The 20,988-nt window shown below is 67.0% G+C and carries 27 protein-coding genes; 7 read left to right on the top strand and 20 right to left on the bottom strand.

The window, feature by feature from the left end; translation table 11 throughout:
* Positions 1-146: 146 nt before the first annotated feature.
* From AC1DVU_RS00820 to AC1DVU_RS00775, 10 genes are all read right to left on the bottom strand, one after another.
* Positions 147-341 carry a hypothetical protein gene (locus tag AC1DVU_RS00820; protein ID WP_476920520.1) on the bottom strand — a complete coding sequence of 65 codons (195 nt, stop codon included), beginning with the start codon at positions 339-341 and terminating at the stop codon, positions 147-149.
* Between the two features lie 143 nt (positions 342-484).
* The gene (locus tag AC1DVU_RS00815) at positions 485-892 is read right to left on the bottom strand and encodes a hypothetical protein (protein WP_476920519.1); all 408 of its coding nucleotides are present in this window, start codon (positions 890-892) and stop codon (positions 485-487) included.
* Positions 889-1,098: a hypothetical protein gene (locus AC1DVU_RS00810; RefSeq protein WP_476920518.1), complete on the bottom strand. Its 210-nt coding sequence runs from the start codon at positions 1,096-1,098 to the stop codon at positions 889-891. Before AC1DVU_RS00810 ends, AC1DVU_RS00815 begins: the two co-directional genes overlap by 4 nt.
* A 20-nt stretch (positions 1,099-1,118) precedes the next feature.
* Positions 1,119-1,259 carry a hypothetical protein gene (locus tag AC1DVU_RS00805; RefSeq protein ID WP_476920517.1) on the bottom strand — a complete coding sequence of 47 codons (141 nt, stop codon included), beginning with the start codon at positions 1,257-1,259 and terminating at the stop codon, positions 1,119-1,121.
* Entirely contained in the window at positions 1,256-1,450 is a 195-nt protein-coding gene (locus AC1DVU_RS00800) for a hypothetical protein (protein WP_476920516.1), read from the bottom strand. Before AC1DVU_RS00800 ends, AC1DVU_RS00805 begins: the two co-directional genes overlap by 4 nt.
* Positions 1,447-1,950 carry a hypothetical protein gene (locus AC1DVU_RS00795; RefSeq protein ID WP_476920515.1) on the bottom strand — a complete coding sequence of 168 codons (504 nt, stop codon included), beginning with the start codon at positions 1,948-1,950 and terminating at the stop codon, positions 1,447-1,449. Before AC1DVU_RS00795 ends, AC1DVU_RS00800 begins: the two co-directional genes overlap by 4 nt.
* A gap of 85 nt (positions 1,951-2,035) precedes the next feature.
* The gene (locus tag AC1DVU_RS00790) at positions 2,036-2,302 is read right to left on the bottom strand and encodes a hypothetical protein (protein WP_476920514.1); all 267 of its coding nucleotides are present in this window, start codon (positions 2,300-2,302) and stop codon (positions 2,036-2,038) included.
* Complete coding sequence (locus tag AC1DVU_RS00785) at positions 2,299-2,727, bottom strand: GIY-YIG nuclease family protein (RefSeq protein WP_476920513.1); 429 nt, start codon at positions 2,725-2,727, stop codon at positions 2,299-2,301. The genes AC1DVU_RS00790 and AC1DVU_RS00785 overlap by 4 nt, the downstream gene beginning before the upstream one ends.
* Positions 2,724-2,915 (bottom strand): helix-turn-helix domain-containing protein, encoded by a 192-nt coding sequence (locus AC1DVU_RS00780; protein ID WP_476920512.1) that lies wholly within the window; start codon positions 2,913-2,915, stop codon positions 2,724-2,726. The genes AC1DVU_RS00785 and AC1DVU_RS00780 overlap by 4 nt, the downstream gene beginning before the upstream one ends.
* A complete protein-coding gene (locus tag AC1DVU_RS00775) occupies positions 2,912-3,175 on the bottom strand; it encodes a helix-turn-helix domain-containing protein (RefSeq protein WP_476920511.1) in 264 nt (87 codons plus the stop codon). Before AC1DVU_RS00775 ends, AC1DVU_RS00780 begins: the two co-directional genes overlap by 4 nt.
* A gap of 270 nt (positions 3,176-3,445) precedes the next feature.
* Between AC1DVU_RS00775 and AC1DVU_RS00770 the strand changes: the two genes are divergently transcribed.
* Positions 3,446-3,931 carry a helix-turn-helix domain-containing protein gene (locus AC1DVU_RS00770; RefSeq protein WP_476920510.1) on the top strand — a complete coding sequence of 162 codons (486 nt, stop codon included), beginning with the start codon at positions 3,446-3,448 and terminating at the stop codon, positions 3,929-3,931.
* Between the two features lie 527 nt (positions 3,932-4,458).
* Positions 4,459-4,728 (top strand): helix-turn-helix domain-containing protein, encoded by a 270-nt coding sequence (locus AC1DVU_RS00765; protein ID WP_476920509.1) that lies wholly within the window; start codon positions 4,459-4,461, stop codon positions 4,726-4,728.
* A gap of 169 nt (positions 4,729-4,897) precedes the next feature.
* Here the strand turns inward: AC1DVU_RS00765 and AC1DVU_RS00760 are convergent, their stop codons facing one another.
* Entirely contained in the window at positions 4,898-5,821 is a 924-nt protein-coding gene (locus AC1DVU_RS00760) for an RNA polymerase sigma-70 factor (RefSeq protein ID WP_476920508.1), read from the bottom strand.
* Entirely contained in the window at positions 5,818-6,732 is a 915-nt protein-coding gene (locus tag AC1DVU_RS00755) for an NAD-dependent epimerase/dehydratase family protein (protein ID WP_476920507.1), read from the bottom strand. Before AC1DVU_RS00755 ends, AC1DVU_RS00760 begins: the two co-directional genes overlap by 4 nt.
* A 219-nt stretch (positions 6,733-6,951) precedes the next feature.
* Here AC1DVU_RS00755 and AC1DVU_RS00750 point away from each other — a divergent pair, with 219 nt between their 5' ends.
* The 3 genes from AC1DVU_RS00750 to AC1DVU_RS00740 all read left to right on the top strand — a co-directional run bounded on the left by AC1DVU_RS00750 (position 6,952) and on the right by AC1DVU_RS00740 (position 8,824).
* The gene (locus AC1DVU_RS00750; protein ID WP_188110630.1) at positions 6,952-7,104 is read left to right on the top strand and encodes a hypothetical protein; all 153 of its coding nucleotides are present in this window, start codon (positions 6,952-6,954) and stop codon (positions 7,102-7,104) included.
* An 85-nt stretch (positions 7,105-7,189) separates the two neighbouring features.
* Positions 7,190-7,807 carry a DUF47 domain-containing protein gene (locus AC1DVU_RS00745; RefSeq protein ID WP_476920506.1) on the top strand — a complete coding sequence of 206 codons (618 nt, stop codon included), beginning with the start codon at positions 7,190-7,192 and terminating at the stop codon, positions 7,805-7,807.
* A 3-nt stretch (positions 7,808-7,810) separates the two neighbouring features.
* The gene (locus AC1DVU_RS00740; protein ID WP_476920505.1) at positions 7,811-8,824 is read left to right on the top strand and encodes an inorganic phosphate transporter; all 1,014 of its coding nucleotides are present in this window, start codon (positions 7,811-7,813) and stop codon (positions 8,822-8,824) included.
* A 211-nt stretch (positions 8,825-9,035) separates the two neighbouring features.
* Here the strand turns inward: AC1DVU_RS00740 and pstB are convergent, their stop codons facing one another.
* From pstB to AC1DVU_RS00715, 5 genes are all read right to left on the bottom strand, one after another.
* The gene (gene pstB / locus AC1DVU_RS00735) at positions 9,036-9,815 is read right to left on the bottom strand and encodes a phosphate ABC transporter ATP-binding protein PstB (protein ID WP_056402530.1); all 780 of its coding nucleotides are present in this window, start codon (positions 9,813-9,815) and stop codon (positions 9,036-9,038) included.
* A gap of 19 nt (positions 9,816-9,834) precedes the next feature.
* Positions 9,835-10,899, bottom strand: coding sequence for a phosphate ABC transporter permease PstA (pstA, locus tag AC1DVU_RS00730; RefSeq protein WP_476920504.1), 1,065 nt, complete (start codon positions 10,897-10,899; stop codon positions 9,835-9,837).
* On the bottom strand, positions 10,899-11,846 hold the full coding sequence (gene pstC, locus AC1DVU_RS00725) for a phosphate ABC transporter permease subunit PstC (protein WP_476920503.1): 948 nt from the start codon (positions 11,844-11,846) through the stop codon (positions 10,899-10,901). Before pstC ends, pstA begins: the two co-directional genes overlap by 1 nt.
* 92 nt (positions 11,847-11,938) lie before the next feature.
* On the bottom strand, positions 11,939-13,030 hold the full coding sequence (pstS, locus tag AC1DVU_RS00720; RefSeq protein ID WP_476920502.1) for a phosphate ABC transporter substrate-binding protein PstS: 1,092 nt from the start codon (positions 13,028-13,030) through the stop codon (positions 11,939-11,941).
* 137 nt (positions 13,031-13,167) lie between these two features.
* The gene (locus tag AC1DVU_RS00715) at positions 13,168-14,055 is read right to left on the bottom strand and encodes an NUDIX hydrolase (RefSeq protein WP_476920501.1); all 888 of its coding nucleotides are present in this window, start codon (positions 14,053-14,055) and stop codon (positions 13,168-13,170) included.
* Positions 14,056-14,099: 44 nt separating this feature from the next.
* Between AC1DVU_RS00715 and AC1DVU_RS00710 the strand changes: the two genes are divergently transcribed.
* The gene (locus AC1DVU_RS00710) at positions 14,100-15,185 is read left to right on the top strand and encodes a hypothetical protein (protein WP_476920500.1); all 1,086 of its coding nucleotides are present in this window, start codon (positions 14,100-14,102) and stop codon (positions 15,183-15,185) included.
* Positions 15,186-15,348: 163 nt separating this feature from the next.
* Here the strand turns inward: AC1DVU_RS00710 and AC1DVU_RS00705 are convergent, their stop codons facing one another.
* A complete protein-coding gene (locus tag AC1DVU_RS00705; protein WP_476921586.1) occupies positions 15,349-17,469 on the bottom strand; it encodes an RNA degradosome polyphosphate kinase in 2,121 nt (706 codons plus the stop codon).
* Positions 17,470-17,552: 83 nt separating this feature from the next.
* On the opposite strand from AC1DVU_RS00705, the gene AC1DVU_RS00700 reads away from it, so the two are divergent.
* On the top strand, positions 17,553-18,596 hold the full coding sequence (locus AC1DVU_RS00700) for an alpha/beta hydrolase (protein WP_476920499.1): 1,044 nt from the start codon (positions 17,553-17,555) through the stop codon (positions 18,594-18,596).
* 89 nt (positions 18,597-18,685) lie between these two features.
* On the opposite strand, the gene mshD is transcribed toward AC1DVU_RS00700, so the two are convergent.
* Together mshD and AC1DVU_RS00690 are read right to left on the bottom strand one after the other, a co-directional pair.
* The gene (gene mshD, locus AC1DVU_RS00695; protein ID WP_476920498.1) at positions 18,686-19,498 is read right to left on the bottom strand and encodes a mycothiol synthase; all 813 of its coding nucleotides are present in this window, start codon (positions 19,496-19,498) and stop codon (positions 18,686-18,688) included.
* Positions 19,495-20,922, bottom strand: a complete 1,428-nt coding sequence (locus tag AC1DVU_RS00690) for a carboxyl transferase domain-containing protein (RefSeq protein ID WP_476920497.1) — start codon at positions 20,920-20,922, stop codon at positions 19,495-19,497. Before AC1DVU_RS00690 ends, mshD begins: the two co-directional genes overlap by 4 nt.
* Between the last annotated feature and the right edge of the window lie 66 nt (positions 20,923-20,988).

Here is a 20,988-nt window from a genome sequence, read left to right as displayed (position 1 = left end):
ATACGAGTAGTCACCATCAGCGTGACGACCGCGTGCGATGTGACGCCCCTCGTAGCCTGCGTTGCCGATCGCGAACAGGTGGTCAACGAGACCTGAGTACGGTTCGCTGTGTCGAGCTTCTGTTGCGGTTGATGCGTCGGCGGGGATCATGAGGCACGCAACTCTTCGTAGGTGTAGAGCCGCGCGGTCTGGTTGGTGAATCCTGCAACCTCGCTGATTGCTCTCTTGATGCAGGATTCGCGGGCGCACGTCACCTGCGACATGTGCGCTCCAGTGATCGGCGGGTGCGGGTTGTTCGACACGATGCCGACCCACTTGGACTGAGCGTGTGGACAAGTCATTGCTAGACTCCTTCTTGTATGGAGCCCGGTCGGTTGATGCGATCGGGCTTCTTGCTGTTGGTGAAGTAGGCACCTGCGGCAGGGCCAGGAGTTGTCGCGCACTCGGGGGAGGGTGGAGTGCCGACGACCCCGCCGCAGGGCGATCAGGTGCGGAGTCGATACATCCGCTGCGGCTTGCCCTTGTTGTGACCCTTGGCGTCGTCGTTGACCGTCCATCCGTCGGCAATCAGGAAGCCGTTCTTGCCAGCCGCTCGACTCCAGAACGCGGAGTAGCGGCGAGGCTCGATGGTGAGGCCGTGCTTGTTGGTCAAGCGCTCTCTGACGACATTGGGGTCCACGCGCCAGATGATCCTGATGACCGGATCGTTGTAGTCCGGCACGGCGGCACTGCGAGCGGCGAGGACGAACGACAGCCAGTCCTCATCACTGCGCCAGTCATTCGCGACCAGATCGACAGTCGCTTTCGTCTCACCCTCGATCGGCGCCGAGGGATACGCCTCAGCTTCCGCGTCGGCAATCGCGTCGAACAGGTCCGGTGTCTCGATGGTCATGAGGAAAGTCCCATCGCCGCCATGCGCGCCGCAGTCATCAGTTCGCGAGCGCGATCGTCCATGTAGATCGCGTGTGCAGCGTCGGGGAAGTCGTCCTCGACAGACGCCCACAATTGGCGCGCACGGTGATACGGATCAGTCTCTGAGCTTCCCTCGAAGAACTCGTCTGCCGTGACACGACCGTTGGCCTGCATGATGAACAGCACGGCCCTGCCCTGTTGCGCACTCATGCCACGCCCCCCAACGCAGCAATCCACGCCGCATGTCGCGCGTCCTCATCAGCGAGCATCCGATCGAACGCCGCGTTGATGACGGTGGCCGTGTCGACGATTTCGGCGATCGTTGCGTCGAGGTCGGGGGCGGTCATGCGAGTAGTCCTTCGGCTCGGAGGGCGTTGACGACATCGCGGCCACAGTCGAGCGCGAGTGCCTGATCAATGCGGTCGTTGTCGTCGAAGTCCTCACCTATTGCTGTGGTGATCGCCCGCGCCACAACCTCGACCGGATCGACTGGCGACGTGTTGCGCTTACGTGCGTCTGATGTGGATGCGGCGGTCATCGGGGATCACCGGCCCTGTCGACGGCGGCGAGGAAGTCGCGAATCTGGTTGCCGGAACGTGTCAGCATCGCGCCGTCTGAGAACTTCCTCATGTACTCGCGCAACTCGTCCAGCGCGGACGTTGGGACGGCGGTCGCGGGAGTGAAGGCGGTGACCAGATCGTGCGACCAAGAGCCGATGGTGCCGCCATCAACAACCGTCTTGCGATTCTTGAAGACACCAAGAACGCGGCCGGGAATTCGCGTGAAGTTCGCTTGCCCAGTGTCGCTGACCTCCAGCCATCCCAACGTCGGCTCGGTCGGCAGGTCCACGGCGGGTGCGGGACGGTCCAAGAGGTAGTGCTCCACCTCCGAGTTGATGTCGACATCCTTCTTCGACCTCCACGGCTGCCCGCTGCCAGACGCGGTGTAGGTGACCTCGTACTCGGCGTCGAACACCTTGTACTTTGCGACGATCCGATCACCCTTGCGGATCTCGGAAACCTCGATCGGCGTCTTCATCGCGCACCGCCACTAGGACGACGCGACACAATCCAAGGGCAGACGATCAACCACGCAGCGACGAGGAAAGCGCACATCTCGTAACTCATGCCGACACCTGCGCGATGCACTCGTGGCTCTCATCCCACGCTGCGGACTTCGACAGCCACTCGTCGAGGCTGCCCGTGAACATCTGCACCGAGCCACACACCTCGCACCCTTGCGACCACGTGCGACTGGCAATCGCGGCTTCGAGTTGCGCACGGGTGGATGACTCGAAGGTTGCTGATGCGCTGCGGACCTGGATGCGGTCGGCTACATCGGTTGCAGGGAGTGGCTTGGGTGCGTTGAGGCGGCGCTGGAGGGCGGTCATGAGGCTTCTCCAAGCTCGGTCAGGTACTCGTCACGGATTCGCTGCGACTCGGCAGCAACAGCGGGGCGGTGGTCACGGGCCGTCAGGTCACGATTGGCCGGCGGCTGGTGCTTGCCGATTTCCTCGCGCTCAACCGCAACGGCTTCGTCCCACGGGAACGGGCCGACGACTTCCATGTGATCGACCAGTGGGTACCAGCTCGAGGTGTCGTAGAAGCCGCCGTTCGGATTGCCCTGGTTGCGTTCGTGGGCGCGAAGGCGAGACTTGGGATCGACTGAGCGGCCGATGTAGACCGCGTTGCCATCAGCGTCGTTGAGGAAGTAGACGTAGTACTTGGCGGTCGTCAGGTCGCCGTACTTGCGCTGCCACCGTGCCTCGCGGTCTGGGTGCCTGTGCCACGCGAGCGAGGCTTTGGTCTGGCTCATGAGTCGTCCTCGCTTCCGACGCGAACAAGGGTGCGAAGCCACTGCTCGAGGTCACTGGTGAGGATGCGGATGGATCGCCCAACGCGATGCGCCGGCAGCGCTTGCTTGTTGATCGCGTCACGAATCGTCGTCTCGCTGATCTCGGTCAGCTGCGCCGCGGTTCTGACCGATACCGAGAGCGTCGTCATACGGCGACCTTGTCTGTCGCATGCCCCTTGACGGTCGGTCGCGCATCACTTGACACCGAGTCCAAAAAAAGGGTTCCGGGCAGGAGGCTCAGCGCCTCTTCGATGCGGTCGCCCACCGCCTTGGTGCAGGTGTTCCGGTCTCCGTTGAGAAGCGCCCAGATGAACTGGCGGGAGCACTCTGCGTATCGGGCAAGGCGGGCCTGAGAAAAGCCCTTGGCCTTCATGTAGTCGGCCATGAGTTCTGGCTTTTCGAGCTTCATCCATCGACTCCTGGAACGTCGGCGTTTGGGTGTGTTCCTCATTGTTGTCGCCTCCTTCTTGATTGTCAACCCCCGTGTGACCGAGTGTTGCATAGTGCTTGACAAGTCGTCAAGACCAAATCGTCGAGAAATTGCTCAGCCACCGGTCAGAACCGCTTGACGCCCGATACTCTTGCTTGACGGATTGCTTCACGAAATGCGACGAAGGCGCTTGACGCGAACAGAATTGTCCATTGGACACGGCAAGTTGTCACGGCGGAAGGTTGTTTTATGCACGCATACCGGAAGCTCATCGACCAGGAAATGGTGGCCCGCAAATGGGACCGCCAGGACCTGGAGCGGGAGGCTGGGCTTTCGCGGGCGCAGGTACATCGGCTAGTAACCGATGACAGGGGCCGGCTGCCACAGCCACCCCACGCAGAGACTGTGCAAGCCTTGGCAAAAGCGTTCCGACTCTCCGATGAATCGGTCTGGTCTGCCGTCGCCGAGGCGATGGGGTTGCCGCGTTCTGCGGCCCCCTCAATTACGCACGAGGTGAAGGCGGTCAGTGATGAGGAACTTGTCAAGGAGCTTGCTAGTCGTTTGGGTTTGGCAATCACGGTCCGGCACCCGAAGGCTTCGCAACCAGCGCAGGAAGATGAAGGTCAGAAGACCGTGCGCAAGGCGAAGTCGGCAGCTAAGAAGCCAGGGGGACAAGGCAACCCAGCACGTCATCACAAATCGTCCGACACTCCTCGGGGTCAAGGCCGGACCTGATGAATAGGATGCCATCTTCTTCTAGATAGAGTGCGACGTCTTCGAGTCCATCCACCTCATAGACCTGGACACCCAGCACTCGCACGAAGTCAATCCCCATTGTTGTTCTCCCCGAGATGATGTGCCCTTGGTTGTCGAAAGGCATAGCCAAAGGGTGCGGCACCTGAGCGGAAAAGGTTACGGATTCGCCGCTCAGGTGTCATGACACCCTTAATCCGTGCTCGAATCCCGGCGCCTTTCGCGCTCATCTTTGGTCCACACCCACAGGCACTCGTTCAGTACGTGAGCGATTGGCTTCCCTGTCCGCTTCGATTTGCGCACCGCTAGATTCCAGATCCGGGCAGGCGATCGGAACGTTCGCTTTGGTGTATTTGCCATGACTACCCCCTCCCTCTCCTCCGCCCACAAACGTGTCACAGATTTGAGACGGCCAGCCTTGACCCTCTAACGTGTCACAAATCTGAGACAGCGCAAGACGATGTTTGCGTTAACCCCCGCCTGACAGGTTGTAGCGCTCATGATGAGGCGTGCGCTCCCACGCAGGTCTCCGTGATGGCCAGGGGCGAACCTTCGCCGAATATCTGAATGACCAGATCTCGGCGGCGATCTTCCGTAGCGGGATGTCGATCAGGCAGGCTGCGGCGGCGTCAGGGATCAATCACATGACGCTGCACCGGAGTCTCGCTGGAGACCGGGTGTTCAACGCGGACGACATTGGGCGGATCGCGGAGGCGCTCGAGGTCACGCCCGCGGAGCTGATGAACGCCGATGGGTTCGCCCCCCACGGATTAGCTTAAGGGTCCTTGGCTGACACGCTGGCTGTCAAAGCCGGGTTATTCCCCGCCATTGCAACGAGCGACCGCGGATTAAAAGTCCGCTGCTCTGCCAATTGAGCTAGAGGCCCGCGTCGTACGACGCGCGTACACAGTCTGCCAGTGGCCAGACGTGTTCGTTAAACCGGAAAGGTCAGTTGCTCGACCGTCGGGCCTGCTGGATCTCGCGGGCCACGGCCCAGCCGTCACCCACGGGGCCGACGTGCCCGAGCTTGTCGGGGTTCACGACCGAGCGGATGGCCTGGATCCGCCCGTCGAGGACGTCCAACGTCATGGTGCCGACGACCCGGCCCGTGCGATCGCGGAGGACCGCGCCCGGGTCGCCGTTCAGTTGGCACGGCTCGATCGTGGCGTCGATGTCGGCGAACAGCGGGAAGTTCACGGCAAGCACCCGCGCCACGTTGTCGGCGCCGAGGACGACCCTGGCGAACGCGGGCGCCTTGCCGCCGCCATCGCCGACCATCTGCACGTCGGCGGCAAGCAGCTCCCGCAGACCATCGACGTCTCCGCCCAGAAGCGCGTCGAAGAACCGCGCAGCGAGCTCGTCCCGCTCTTTGCGGTCGGCCTCGAAGCGGGTGCGTCCGCCATCCATGTGACGTCGCGCCCGTGCGGCGAGCTGGCGGCACGCGACCTCGGACCGGCCGACGGCAGCGGCGACCTCGGGGAAGCCGAACCCGAACACCTCTCGCAGCACGAACACGGCACGTTCGAGCGGGCTGAGTCGCTCGAGCAGCAGCAGGGCGGCCATCGACACCGAGTCCGCCAGCTCCGCCGATCGCGCCGGGTCTTCATACGGATCCTCGACCAACGGCTCGGGCAGCCACTCACCGACATACGACTCCCGTCGCACGCGCGCCGAGCGGAGCACGTCGATCGAGATCCGCGTCACGACCGCAGAGAGGAACGCCTTGGTCGACATGGGCTCTGTCGGCGTGGACTCGAAGCGCAGCCAGGTCTCCTGGACCGCGTCCTCGGCCTCGGCCACGCTGCCGAGGATCCGGTAGGCGATCGAGAACAGCAGGCCTCGCAGGTCCTCGAACTCCTCGGCGCGGGTCACGCGAGCTCCTTCTCGAAGCCCTGCCGCCACGACGGGTAGCGCAGCTCCCAGCCCAGCTCGCGCTTGGCCTTCGCGTTGGCGAAGCCCCGGCCCTCGGTCATCATGCCCACCATCATCTCGCCCATCACCAGCCGAGCGAGCCAGGCGGGGATCCGTCGTGGAGGCTTGGCGCCGGCGCACGCCGCGTAGTAGGGGAGCCATTCGCTGAAGGGTGCCGGCTCGTCGTCGACGATGTTGAACACGCCTCGCGCTCGTTGCTCGACCGCCAGGACCGTGGCGCTCGCGGCGTCGTCGATGTGGACGAACGACGTGTATCCGGTGCCACCGCCCACGATCGGGACCAGGCGCTTGCGTACGAACTTCAGCTGCTCGTCGTCGGCGCCGGCGCCGTAGAACCCGCCGTAGCGCAGGACCGCGCCACCGGCTCTGGCCACGACGTCCTCGAGGTAGTTCACCGCCTTGGTGCCCTCGACGACCTCGAGCGGATCCTCCTCGGTCTTGACCCATCCACCCTCGCGAATCCCGTTGAAGCTGGCGTGGCTCTGCGAGACGACGTGGGACACGCCGGTCGCCTCTGCCGCTGCCAGGAGGTGGTCGATGCCCTCGCTGCGCAGCCGGTTGGTCGCGGCGAAGTATCGGTCGGCCTTCCGTGGGTTCATCCGGCCACCATGAGTCGGCGACAGGCCGGTCATCTGGTTGATGATCGTGTCCGGCGCAGCAGCGGCGACCGCCTCGCCGACCTCTGCCGCGTTCAAGCCATCCATGACGACCGGCTCAGCACCCAGCTGCCGCAGCATGTCGACCTTGTCCCTGCTGGTGGTCGTCGCCGTCACCTGGTGCCCGTTGGCCACCAGCTGCGGCACGAGACGCTGCCCGATCACTCCGGTCCCACCCGCCACGAAAACTCGCATGGTCATCACCTTTCAGATTCGAGACTCTCCTTGCTACTGGGACGAGACAGCCCGGGATCTTGTGACATGGGCGCGGGCAACCGGTCGTGAAACCGCAAAGGGGGTGCGCCGGGTTGAGCGACCCGATAACCTGAGGTCAAGGGGAGGACGATCCTGTCGTGATGCTGCGATCAGGCTGACCGTGTGTTGAGCAGATCGATGCAAGATGGAGCGCCCCTGATGCCGGAGCCCTTGGACAGTCGCCTTCGTGACGACCAAGCGCTCGACGAGATCGAGCTGACGAGTCGGCTGATCATTGCGGCCTCGTCGAAGGACGGTCACCTCTCCCAACGCGAAGTCGACGAGATCCTCGGGATCGCGAAAGCTGGTTGACGCCTGAGCGGCACCGCGATTGACACTCTGGAACGCCGTGCCTCTAGCATGGGCGTGGCCTACCCAGCATTGACAGGAGCTAGTCGTGCGTTTTCGCATCCGACCGGTTGAAACGACGTTCTACGAGCTGTTCACCGAAATGGCAACCCACCTCGTCCTCGGTGCCGATCTCCTGGCACAGATGCTGGACTCCGGCACCGACAAGAAGTTGATCGGCGAGCAGATGCGCGAGGCCGAGCACCAGGCCGACGAGACGACGCACAAGATCATCAAGCGCGCCAACTCCACGTTCATCACCCCGTTCGACCGCGAGGACATCTACCGCCTCGCCAGCAGCCTCGACGACGTCATGGACTTCATGGAGGAGACCGTCGACCTGGTCGGGCTGTACGAGCTCGGCGACCTGCCGGCCGACTTCGCCCCGCAGGTCGAGGTGCTCCAGCGCGCGACGCAGCTGACCGCCGAGGCGATGCCCCGGCTGCGCACCATGAAGGACCTCGACGAGTACTGGATCGAGATCAACCGTCTCGAGAACCAGGGCGACCGTTCCTATCGCCGGATCCTGGCCAACCTCTTCAGCGGCAACTTCAAGTCGCTCGAGGTGCTCAAGCTCAAGGACGTCGTCGACTCCCTCGAGCACGCCATCGACGCGCTGGAATCCGTCGCGAACACGGTGGAGCAGATCGCCGTCAAGGAGTCCTGAGTCGTGGACCTCACCCTGGCGCTGGTGATCGCCACTGTCGCCATCGCCCTGTTCTTCGACTACACCAACGGCTTTCACGACGCCGCCAACGCGATCGCGACCTCGGTCTCGACCCGGGCCCTGACCCCGAGGCTGGCCCTCACGATGGCCGCGATCCTCAACTTCGTCGGCGCCTTGTTGGGTGTCGGCGTCGCCAAGACGATCAAGGACATCCTCACGGGCTTCGACGACATGACGCCCAACCATGCCCTGACAGTTGTCCTCAGCGCCCTGGTCGGCGCGATCGTGTGGAACCTCGTCACCTGGTACTTCGGCATCCCGTCGTCCTCGTCCCACGCCCTGATCGGCGGCCTGATCGGCGCCGGCGTAGCCGCCAGCGTGACGGTCGACTGGGACAAGGTCGTCGAGAAGGTCGCCATCCCGATGGTCGTGAGCCCGGCGCTCGGCTTCTGCGGAGCGTTCCTCATCATGCTGACGATCATGTGGGTGTTCCGCCGGGCCAACCCGCACACGCTCAACCGCGGGTTCCGGCTGTCCCAGACCGTTTCAGCTGCAGCGCTGTCGCTCGGTCACGGCCTGCAGGACGCGCAGAAGACCATGGGCGTCATCGTCCTCGCCTTGATCGCCGGGGGTGAGCACACGGGTGACGAAATCCCGTTGTGGGTCATCCTCGCGTCGGCCACTGCGATCTCGCTCGGCACGATGTCCGGTGGCATGCGCATCATGCGCACGATGGGCCGTCGCATCATCGCACTCGACCCGCCGCGCGGATTCTCCGCCGAGTCGACCGCTGCGATCGTGCTCTACGGCATGGCGATCGGCGCGCACGCCCCGGTCTCGACGACGCACACCATGACGTCTGCCGTCATGGGAGCCGGAGCGACAAAGCGGTTCAGCGCCGTACGTTGGGGAGTCGCCCGCGGCATCGTCACCGCCTGGGTCATCACGATCCCCGCGGCGGCCACCGTCGGCGCCGTGACGTACTTCTTCCTGCACATCCTCATCCCCGGCAACTGACCGAGGCCCGAGCGCGCTCCGCGCGCGACCGGTCGAGGTGGTTGAGGTGCGAGGGCGCTCAGCGCCCGAAGCCTCGAAACCTCGTGAGATCAAGTCCCAACGCAACCGTGGTCGCGCTCGGGCTTGATCTCACGAGGTTTCGACTAGGTGGCGGCTTCGCCGCGCCTCGGCTCAACCTGGCTTCGGCGCTCGGCCGCGGGCGGCCTCGACCTCAGCCAAATCGGCCCTGGATGTAGGCCTCGGTCGCGGAGTCGGTCGGGTTCGAGAAGATCGTCTCCGTGCGTCCGTGCTCGATGAGCCGGCCGGGCTTGCCGACGCCCGACAGGTTGAAGAACGCGGTCTCGTCCGAGACGCGGGCCGCCTGCTGCATGTTGTGCGTGACGATGACGATCGTGTACTGCGACTTGAGCTCGTGGATCAGGTCCTCGATGACGCTCGTCGAGATCGGGTCGAGGGCCGAGCACGGCTCGTCCATCAGCAGGATCTCCGGCTCGACCGAGATCGCGCGGGCGATGCAGAGGCGCTGCTGCTGGCCGCCGGAGAGACCCGAGCCGGGACGGTCGAGGCGCTCCTTGACCTCGGCCCAGAGGCCCGCGCTGCGCAGCGACCGCTCGACGATGTCGTCGGCCTCGGTCTTCTTCATGCGCTTGCTGTTGAGCTTCTGCCCGGCCAGCACGTTGTCGTAGATCGACATCGTGGGGAACGGGTTGGGCCGCTGGAACACCATGCCGATCATCCGGCGTACGTTCACAGGGTCCATGTCGGCGCCGTAGAGGTCCTGGCCGTCGATCAGCACCTTGCCCTCGACTCGGGCGCCGCGGATGACCTCGTGCATACGGTTGAGCGAGCGGAGGAACGTCGACTTGCCGCAGCCGGACGGGCCGATGAACGCCGTGACGGACTTCGCGGCGATCGGGATGGTGACATCTTCGACGGCGAGGAAGTCGCCGTAGTAGATGTTCAGGTCAGAGACATCGATGCTCTTGGCCATGACAGAGTCCTTTCTGAACTCAGCGCTCGCCCTTGGGCGAGAAGAAGTAGGAGACGAGGCGGGCGATGAGGTTGAGCAGCATGACGATGAGCAGCAGCACGAGGGCCGCACCCCAGGCGCGGTCGAGGCTGAACTCCGGCGGGATGCCGGGGTTGCGCTGCGAGGCGAAGGCGAACACCGGCAGGGTCGCCATGCGGCCGTCGAACAGGTTGAAGTTCACCGAGTCGGTCATGCCGGAGATGATCAGCAGGGGAGCGGTCTCACCGATGACACGGGCGATCGCGAGCGTGATGCCCGTGACGATGCCGGCCAGCGACGTCGGCAGGACGACCTTCGCGACCGTGCGCCACTTCGGCACGCCGAGTGCGTACGACGCCTCGCGCAGCTCGTTCGGGACGAGCTTGAGCATCTCCTCGGTCGAGCGGACCAACACCGGGATCATCAGCACCGACAGGGCGACCGCGCCGCCGATGCCCATGCGCACGCCCTCGCCGAAGAACAGCACGAACATCGCGTATGCGAACAGGCCGGCGACGATCGACGGGATGCCGGTCATGACGTCGACCAGGAACCGGATCCAGCGCGAGAGCCGGTTGCCCTCGGCGTACTCGACGAGATAGATCGCCGAGAAGATGCCGATCGGGATCGAGATGACGGCGGCTGCACCGGTTATCAGCAGCGTCCCGACCAGCGCGTGGTAGATGCCGCCGCCCTCGCCGACGACGTTGCGCATCGAGTACGTGAAGAAGTCCGCCGACAGGACCTTGCTGCCCTTGCTGACGACGGTCCACAGGATGCTGAACAGCGGGAAGAGCGCGAGCACGAAGGCCGAGGAGACCAGCACTGTGACGAGCCGGTCGGTGGCCTTGCGGCGACCCTCGACGACGACGGACCACAGCGGCAGACCCATGCAGACGACCCAGGCGAGCAGCGCGGCCTGCAGGGCGTTGGCGCCCGCGGCGTACGAGCCTCCGGCCGCGACGACGCCGGCCGCGACGACGACCTGGGGTCCCCAGCTGGGCAGGCGGGCGCCATAGAGCTCCCGCGTGACGTCGACGGGCGGAGGAGTGAGTGTGGTCGTCATCAGTTGGCTCCGGAGAATTCCTTGCGGCGGTCCACGATGGCCCGCGCGGCGAAGTTGACGAGGAACGTGATCACGAAGAGCACCAGACCGCTGGCGATCAAGGCGTTGACGCTCTTGCCGCTGGCCTCGGCGAAGGTCAGGGCGATGTTGGAGGCGATCGTGCTGGGGTTGGTGCTGCTGATCAAGTCGGCGGTGACGACGCCGGCAGTGGCCGACAGGACCATCGCGACCGCGAGCGTCTCGCCGAGGGCACGGCCCAGACCCAGCATCGCGGCCGACACGATGCCCGAGCGGGCGTACGGGAAGATCGCCAGCCGAGCCATCTCCCAACGTGTGGCGCCGAGAGCCAGGGCTGCCTCTTCGTGCAGGCGCGGGGTCTGGAGGAAGATCTCCCGGCAGATCGCGGTCATGATCGGCAGGATCATGACGGCCAGGACGACGCAGGCGGTGAGGATCGTACGTCCGGTGGCGGAGACCGGACCGTCGAAGAAGGGGAGGAAGCCGAGGTGCTTCTCGAGCCACTCGTAGAACGGCACCATGCGGGGCGACAGGAACTGGATGCCCCAGAGGCCGTAGACGACGCTCGGCACGGCGGCGAGCAGGTCGATCAGGTAGCCGAGGCTCTGGCCGAGCTTGCGTGGTGCGTAGTGCGAGATGAAGAGGGCGACGCCGACGGCGACCGGCACCGCGATCAGCATCGCGATGGTCGCGGCGATCAGCGTGCCGTAGACGAGCGGCCAGACGTACGGGAGGAAGTGCTGCCCGCTCTTGACCTCGTCGGGAGAAGCGGTGATGCCTGGGATGCCCTGCACGGTCAGGAAGATCGCGACCCCGGCGAGGATCGCGAGGATGAGCAGTCCCGCGCTCAGCGAGAGCCCGGAGAAGATGCGGTCACCAGGCCGGCGGACCGGGGTCCGGCCGGGAGCGGGAGCCTGCGTGCTGGTCACAGGTGGTGCCTTTCAGGATGTGGGGGACCGGAACCCGGTCCTTGAGCCTGTCGAAAGGACGTGCGCCCTTCCGACAAGCTCAAGGGTCGGGGTCAGCTGACCTTGATCGTCTCGATCGCGGCCTGGACCTTCTTGCCGAACTCCGCGGTGAGCGGGGCGGACCCGGCGCTCTCAGCGGCTGCGGCCTGGCCCTCGTCGCTGGCGACGTAGGTCAGCCAGGCCTTGATGAGCGCCGCGTCCTTCGCGGGTGCCTGGCAGGCGATCTGGTACGACGCCAGGACGATCGGGTAGACGCCCGCTTCGGTCGACTTGCGGTCGATGTCGAGTGCGATGTCGGTCGCGGCGCGGCCGGCGACCGGAGTCGCCGAGTCGACGATCTTGGCAGCAGCCTCGGGCGTCGGGGCGGTGAACTCGTCACCGACCTTGACGTTGGCCTGGCCGAGATCGCCGGCCTGGCTCTCGTCGGCGTAGCCGATCGTGCCCTTGCCGCTGGTGACCGCAGCCACGACGCCGGAGGTGCCTTCAGCGGCCTCACCGCTCTTGAGCGGCCACGTCTTCGTCTTTCCACCGGTCCAAGAGCCCTCACCAGCCTGATCGAGGTAGTCGGTGAAGTTCTCCGTCGTGCCCGAGTCGTCCGAGCGGTGCACCGGGGTGATCTTGCTGTCGGGCAGCTTCGCGTCGGGGTTGTCGGCCTTGATGGCCGCGTCGTCCCACTTGGTGATCTTGCCCTGGAAGATCGCGCCGATGGTCTTCGGCGCGAGGTTCAACTCGTCGACACCGTCGAGGTTGTAGATGACCGCGATGGGGCTGACGTAGACGGGGACCTCGACGACGTCGCCCTTGCAGACGTCCTTCGCCTTGGCGAGCTCGTCGTCGTCCAGGTAGGCGTCGGAGCCCGCGATGGCGAGGCCACCGGCGAGGAACTGCTCGCGGCCACCGCCCGAACCGACTGGGTCGTAGTTGACGGTGGAGTCGGGGTTCTCGGTCTGGAAGGCCTTCTTCCAGGCGCCGACAGCGGCTTCCTGGGCGCTGGATCCGCCGGCGTTGAGCGTGCCGGACACCTTGGTGCCGGAGTCCTTCGAGCCGGAGTCGTCAGATTCGTTCGCTGCACCGCAGGCGCTGAGGCCGAGGGCAAGTGCGAGCGCGGCCGCGGGGGCGGCGATGCGCAGTGGGTTGCGGTTCACGGGGGTCCCTCTCTGGGATCTTTAGATGCTTACGTCCCGTGACGCTATGAGTTGCAGGTGTATCGATGTCCGACCGTGGGTGAACGCGGGGTGAACGGTGATGTAACGGTGGTGCCCGGTGATGGCCGTATGCCCTGTCAGGGCAGCTTCTCGGTCGCGACGACCTTGCCCTTGCGATGGTGAACGACGACGGCTTCGCCGGTGGCCAGCTCCTGCACATCCGTGCCGATCGCGTCGAAGATCCACGGCAGGGTCGGGCGGTGCGAGCAGAGCGCCACGGGCTTCTTGCGATCCAGCAGCGCGGTGACGGAGCGGTCGACCTGGGCGGCGCGGCTGTCCTCGGAGAGCCGGTCGTCGATCTCGAGGAACGTGCTGATGGAGTGCGCGTACGGCTCGACGGTCTGCGCGCACCGCACCGCGGGGCTGCTCACGACGCGGCGCACCCCATACGCGGAGAGCAGCGGCACCAGAGCGGAGGCCTGCTCGACGCCGACCGGGGTCAGCGGGCGCTCCAGGTCGTCGTCGTAGTCCTCGCGAGGCGCGGCCTTGCCGTGGCGCACGACGATGAGCGTACGAGCGCGGTGGCCCTGCTGTTCGCGCAGGCGGCGGAAGTCCTCGAGCACCTCGATGTCGTGCTCGTACGTCAGCAGCTCGCGGGCCTCGCGGATGCCGACCCAACGGATCTCGTCGACCTCCTTGTTGGGGGTGAACGGCTCGGTCGCACCTGGGCCGATGACGCGCGCGGACCAGTAGTCGACGACCTTGGTGCCGGCCGCGACCGGATAGCTGGCCTGGACCAGCCGCGGGCCCAGGCGCACGCGCAGGCCGGTCTCCTCGGCGATCTCGCGGACCGCCGTGGCCTGCAGTGCCTCGCCGGGATCGACCTTGCCCTTGGGGAAGGTCCAGTCGTCGTACGACGGCCGGTGCGCGACGAGCACGTCGACCCGGGGCTCGGCGCGACCGGATCCCGCCCGCTTGCGCCACACGACTCCGCCCGCAGCGTTGATGATCCGTTCACTTGGCATACGCGTATTCTCCCCTGAGGAGATGACCGGGGGATGAAGGAGGTATGGACGGGATGCGACTGCGGCTCGTGCTGATCTCCGTCGTCGTCCCGTCGTTCGTCATCGTGGCTGCCGTCGTGGGCGGCCGTTGGGCCGCCGGTGAGGTCGGAGGCGACACCCGCTCGGCCCTGACCTCCGCACTCGACTCCCTGCCCGCGGACACCCAGGTGGCCGGCTTCACCGACTGGTCGCGCATCCGCCGCGTGCTCGGGCTCGGCTCGGCGTCGACCGCAGCGGACCGGGCGGCGCTGGCCGACGATGCCGGTCTGCGCGACCTGTCGACCCGCTCGGTCATCGGTCAGTTCACCGAGGAGATGCACGACGCCTACGGCTGGTCGACCGCCGACCTCGACTGGGAGGCGTACGGACAGGCCCCGGATGGCGCCGCGATGGTCGCCCGGCTCGACGACTCGGTGTCGTTCGGGTCGGTGCAGTCGCACCTGCGAGAGCTCGGCTACTCGCGCGATGGTCGCGTGTGGACGATCGCCGACGGCAGCGACGTCGAGAGCCCCGAGCTGGCCTCGACGCTGAGCGCGATCGCACTGGTCCCCGGTCGTCGCCTCGTGATCGCGGCAGACCGCGCCACGTACGTGTCGACGGTCCTCGAGACGATCGACCGCGATGCACCCTCACTGTTGGGCGTGCGGAGCGCGGCCGATGTGGCGGGCACGCTCGCCGGGGGTGACAGCGTCATCCTGCAGGCCGGCTCGTCCGCGTGCCTGGCCACCTCGCTCAAGGAGGCCGGCGCCGACGTCAAGGCCCAGGCCCGCGCAGCCATCGACCGGGCCGGTGAGCTCGCCAAGCCCGAATACGCCGGCCGCGCCCTCGACGCCGGTTCGAAGAAGAGCGAGACGATGCGATTCGCGCTCGGCTTCCGCTCGCCGTCGAAGGCCGCTGGTCAGCTGCGCACGCGTACGGCGCTCGCGTCGGGGGCGTTCATCGGGCGATCCGGGCGAGTCGAGGACTCACTCGTGCTGCGCTCGTCGTCGGTGCAAGGAAGCACTGCCGTGCTGCGGTTCAGGCACGATCCGGACACCGCGGGATACATGACCGGCGACGGCCCCCTCCTCTTCGCCAGCTGCCCTGTGTAGATTCCCGGCCCCTAGCGACGAAGTCGCGGGAGGGAGCGAGGGACGAGCGACCGAAGGGGCGTACGGCGAGAGGGTTGGGCGAGCGGGGCAAGTCACCGCCCTTCGCTCGCAGAGCTCGCTCCCAGTCGGCCGCGGGCGGCCTCCTTAGGGATCGAGTCCTGCCTCAGCGGCTTCGGCGGGCCTTGGCGCGATCGATCAGCACCGACTGCAGGTCGGACGAGCCGACGTAGCGCTTCCACTCCCCGTCGGGGCCGAGGTGCCATGACGTGGTCTCGGCGTCGACCGACCGGGCGAGCAGGTCGCCGAGCTGCTCGGTGTGCGCGGCGGACGGCACGCGTACGAGCACCTCGACGCGGCGATCGAGGTTGCGGTGCATCAGGTCCGCCGAGCCCATCCATGCCTCGGGCTCGCCGCCACCCGCGAACCAGTAGATCCGGCTGTGCTCCAGGAACCGGCCGAGGATGCTGTGCACCCGGATGTTGTCGCTCAGGCCGGGGACTCCGGGCCGTAGCGTGCAGATGCCGCGGATGATGAGGTCGACCTGGACCCCGGCTCGTGACGCTTCGTAGAGCTTGTCGATCACGGTCTCGTCGACGAGGGAGTTGACCTTGATGCGTATGCCTGAGGGTCGTCCCGCCGCGTGGTGTGCGATCTCGGTGTCGATGCGCTCGACGATGCCGTGACGCAGGCCGGCGGGGGCCACCATGAGCCGGCGGTAGGAGAAGTCCTGCGCGAAGCCCGAGAGGTTGTTGAACAGGTCCGTGAGGTCGTGGCTGATGTCGGGATCGGACGTCAGCAGCCCGAAGTCCTCGTAGAGCCGCGCGGTCTTGGGGTTGTAGTTGCCGGTGCCGATGTGCGCGTAGCGGCGCAGCCCGTCGGGCTCGTCGCGCACGACGAGGGCGAGCTTGCAGTGCGTCTTGAGGCCGACCAGGCCGTACACGACGTGGCAGCCGGCCCGCTCGAGCTTGCGCGCCCAGCGGATGTTGGCCTGCTCGTCGAATCGTGCCTTGATCTCGACGAGCACGAGGACCTGCTTGCCGGCCCGCGCGGCGTCGACGAGCGAGTCGATGATGGGGGAGTCGCCCGACGTCCGGTAGAGCGTCTGCTTGATCGCCAGCACGTGCGGGTCGGCGGCGGCCTGCTCGATGAAGCGCTGCACGCTCGTCGCGAACGAGTCGTAGGGGTGGTGCACCAGCACGTCGCGCTTGCGCAGTGCGCTGAACAGGTCGGCGGGCTTGGAGGTCTCGACCTCGGCGAGGTGCTCGTGGGTGCCGGGGACGAACGGCTCGTAGCTGAGCTCGGGCCGGTCGAGGTCGGCGATCTCGTTGAGGCTGCGCAGGTCGAGCGGGCCCCTCAGGCGTACGACCTCGTCGACCCTGATGCCGAGCTCGGACACGAGCAGGTCGAGCACGCCGGGATCGATCGACTCCTCGACCTCGAGGCGTACGGGCGGACCGAACTTGCGCCGCAGCAGCTCCTTCTCGAGCGCCTTGAGGAGGTTCTCGGCGTCGTCCTCCTCGACCTCGAGGTCCTCGTTGCGGGTGACCCGGAAGGCGTGGTGAGCGATGAGCTCCATGCCCGGGAACAGCAGGTCGAGGTGGGCGGCGATGACCTCCTCGAGCGGGACGAACCGGCCCGGGTCGGCTTCCATCCACCGGTTGATGATCGGCGGGACCTTGACCCGCGCGAAGTGGTCCTTGCCGGTCTCGGGGTTGCGCATCACGAGCGCGAGGTTGAGCGAGAGCCCCGAGATGTAGGGGAACGGGTGGGCGGGGTCGACCGCCAGCGGCGTCAGGATCGGGAAGACACGGTCGCGGTAGAGCGCGCTGATCTGCTCCTGCTCGGTGGGTCGCAAGGAGTCCCAGTGGAGCAGCTCGATGCCCTCGGCCGCGAGGGCCGGCACCAGCTCGTGGTGGTACGTCTGGGCGTGCGCGACCATGAGCTCCAGGCTCGCCGCGAGGCTGCGGGAGAGCACGTCGCGGGGGTTGAGGCCGCTGGCCGACGGCACCGCGACGCCGGCCGCGATGCGGCGCTTGAGGCCGGCGATGCGGACCATGAAGAACTCGTCGAGGTTGCTCGCGAAGATCGCCGCGAAGCGTACGCGCTCCAGCAGCGGCAGAGCGTCGTCCTGCGCGAGCTCGAGGACGCGGGCGTTGAACGCGATCCATGACAGCTCGCGGTCGAGGAACCGGTCGTGCGGCAGGGTGCTCTCCGCAGGGTCGAACGGCGGGTCGACGTCGAACTCGTCGGGCGATGCCGGGGCCTCGAGGTCGGCAACGGCCATGTCATGGGTCTCCACGTCGTCCAGTTTGACAGGCCAAGATGAACGCGGATTGAACGAAATCGCGATGCGCTACCTTGGCCACCATGTCGCTCGTGGCCCAGCTGTCCGGTACCGCTCGCGGGGTCACCGCCCGCTCGCTCCTCAAGCTGCCCCGCCCGGTGATCCGGCGGCTGGCCGGAGCGCCCGTCGTGATCGACGGCAAGACGCTTGATCCCGAGATGCAGCTCTTGCTGCGCCTGCAGCGGATCGAAGGGCCGGCCACCGAGACCCTGCCGATCCGGAAGGGCCGGGCCAAGGTCGTCGACGCTGCGCGGATCGTGGGTGGCGACCTGCCGATCGGCGCCGTGACAGACCGGACCATCGACGGGCCGGGTGGTCCGTTGACGCTGCGCTTCTACACGCCGCGCGGCCTGACCGGCGATGCGCCTGCGCTCGTGTTCTTCCATGGCGGCGCGTGGATCTACGGCGACCTCGAGAGCCACGACGCGATCTGCCGGTTCCTCGCCGAGGAGGCGCAGGTCAGGGTCATCGCGGTCGACTACCGCCTCGCGCCAGAGGCCCCGTTCCCCGCGGGGTTCGAGGATGCGCGGGCGGCGTGGAAGTGGATCACGGAGCACGCCAAGGGCATCGCGATCGACCCCACTCGCATCGCCGTCGGCGGCGACAGCGCGGGTGGTTGCTTCGCCGCTCTCGTCGCGCAGCACGCCGTCAAGGACGAGGGGATCAAGCCGGCCTTCCAGCTGCTGATCTATCCGGTGACCGACTTCCTCGACACCAGCGTCAGCCGCAAGACGTACGCGGACGGGTTCTACCTCACCGAGGCGTACATGACGCTCGGCGAGGAGAGCTACCTGCTGGGCGACGAGGACCGGGCCGACCCGCGGTTGTCGCCCCTGCAGCAGGACGTCGCGGGCGTCGCGCCGGCATACGTCGTGACGGCCGGCTTCGACCTGCTGCTCGACGAGGGCAAGGCGTACGCCGACAAGCTGAAGGCGGCCGGCGTGCCGGTCGAGTACGTCTGCGAGGAGGGCTTGATCCACTCGTTCGCGAACATGGTCGGCGTGGGCACCTCCGCCCCGCGGGCGATGCGCCGGGCCGCCAACGCCCTCCAACGCGGCCTGAGCTGACAATTGGTGGTTGAGGTGCGGAGCGAAGCGGAGCCTCGAAACCACCGACGATTTCGAGGCTACGGCCGCGGACGGCCTTCGCACCTCAATCAGCCGGCAGCGTAGAGGACGTCTTTCTTCCAGTCCTGGAAGCCGAGCTTGCGGTAGACGGCCAACGCGGGCGCGTTGTCGCCCTCGACGTAGAGGTCGACGACCGGGACCCCGAGTTCGTACATGTGGCGCAGTCCGCGAGCCGTCAGCGCCGTGCCGAGCCCGCCGCCCTGCGCATCCGGGTCGATGCCGACGACATAGACCTCGCCCACATGGTCTTCCACCTTGGTCCAGTGGAACCCGATGATCCGGCCGTCGCGTTCGGCGACGAAGAGCCCGGCCGGGTCGAACCACTCCGCGGACGTACGCCGGCCGAAGTCTGCGGCGTCCATCGCACCCTGCTCCGGATGTGAGGCGAACGCGCGGGCGTTGACCGCGATGACCTGCTCGGCATCCGCGGGCGTGTACGACCGGATCGTGACGCCGTCGCGTACGCGCTCGGGTGCCGGCGGGCCGTCGAACGTGAGCCGCAGCACCAGCAGGATGCGTTCGGCCGTCAGCCCCGCGGAGGCTGCCAGCGCCTGGGCAGCCGGCAGGTCACCGTGCGCCCAGTAGCGGTCCTCGCCATCGGCCATGAGCTCGTCGAGGATGCGGCGCCCTTTGCCAGCGCGCCGGTGCGCAGGGTCGACGACGATCTCGACCGGCGCATCGCCCACCGCGTACGCCGCTGCCGAGATCGTTCCGTCGGGCTCGGTCTGCTGCACCAGGACCCGCGCAGGCGAACCGTCCCTGAGCGCGAACAGGCTTGCCTCGTTGAACGGCTCGACTCCGTCGGCGGCTGCGGCCCGCTCGGCCAGGGCGAGGATGCTCATCGGGCCCGCAGCGCCACGAGCTGCGATCCCACCTCAGCGGCGATCGCCTGCGCCAGCAGCTCAGGCGTGTCGCCCTCGGGCTCGGCGACGAGATGGTGCACCGTGCCGTTCTCGTAGAGGTCGATCGCGCTGACCCGCTGCGCCTCGGCCATCTCGGCTGCATGGTCGAGGTCGCCGTGCACGATCGCGCTGGCGCCCTCAGGCGGCAACGGTGACAACCACGCGTTCTCGGCGGCGATCACGACGTCCGCCGGCAGCAACGCCAGCGCTCCGCCGCCACAACCCTGACCGAGGATGACCGAGACCGTCGGCACCCGCATCGTCGACATCCACGAGATGCAGCGGGCGATCTCGCCGGCGATCGCCCCCTGCTCGGCCTCGGGGGACAGCTCGGCGCCGGGGGTGTCGATGAACGAGACCAGCGGCAAGCGCAGCTCGTTGGCCAGGCGCATCCCGCGCCGGGCCTCGCGCAGCGCGGCGGGACCCATGGGCTTGAAGCGGGTCTGGGTCGTACGGTCCTGACCGATCACGATGCAGGGCTGGCCGTCGATCCTGGCCATCGCCACGATCATGGCGCTGTCGCGCTCACCCTTCTCGGTGCCCTGCAGGCGCAGCGTCGCGTCGCTGCCGTAACGCAGCACCTCACGTACGCCCGCGCGGTGCCGGCTGCGCGTGATCTGGATCGACTCCCATGCCGACCGCTTGCGGGTGACCTCGCCGGTGCGCAGCTCGCGGGTCTGCGGTTTCGGCGGGTCGATCAGCAGGCTGAGCGCACGATCGACCAGGAGCGGCAGCTCGTCGGGCAGGACCACCGCGTCGATGATGCCGCGATCGGCGAGGTTCTCGGCGGTCTGCACGTTGGGCGGGAACGGCCGGCCCTCCATGAGCTCGTAGACCTTCGGCCCGAGGAATCCGATCAGCGCCCCGGGCTCGGCAACGGTCACGTGTGCCAGGGATCCCCACGACGCGAACACGCCGCCGGTCGTCGGATGCCGCAGGTAGACGAGGTACGGCAGCCCCGCCGCACGGTGATCCATGATCGCCCGCGAGATGTCGACCATGTGCACGAAGGCCGGGGTGCCCTCCTGCATACGCGTGCCACCGGACGCCGTGGTCGCCAGCAGGGGTATGCCCTCAGCCGTGGCCCGGCGAACGGCCGACACGATCCGCTTGGCCGCCGCCTGCCCGATCGACCCGGCAAGGAAGCGGAACTCGTTGACCAGCACCGCGACGGGCCGGCCGTGCATCAGGCCGCGGCCGGTCAGCACGGACTCGTCGGTACCGGCCCGCTCGGCGGCCGCGACGAGCTCCTGCTGGTACTTCGGGTCGAGCCCGGAGTGGTCGACCGGTTCGTCCCACGACTCGAAGGAGCCTTCGTCCAGCACGAGGTCGAGCAGCTCCCGCGCCATCAGCCGATCGCTCATGCCGCCGCCTCCGAGAAGAACCCACGATACGGAGGCGCCGGCATGATCCCTGCCTCATGATTCGCT

It is taken from the genome of Aeromicrobium sp. P2_G6 (assembly GCF_056403535.1).
Note: the sequence above shows the minus strand (reverse complement) of the source record. Positions and strands in the feature narration are given on the sequence as shown.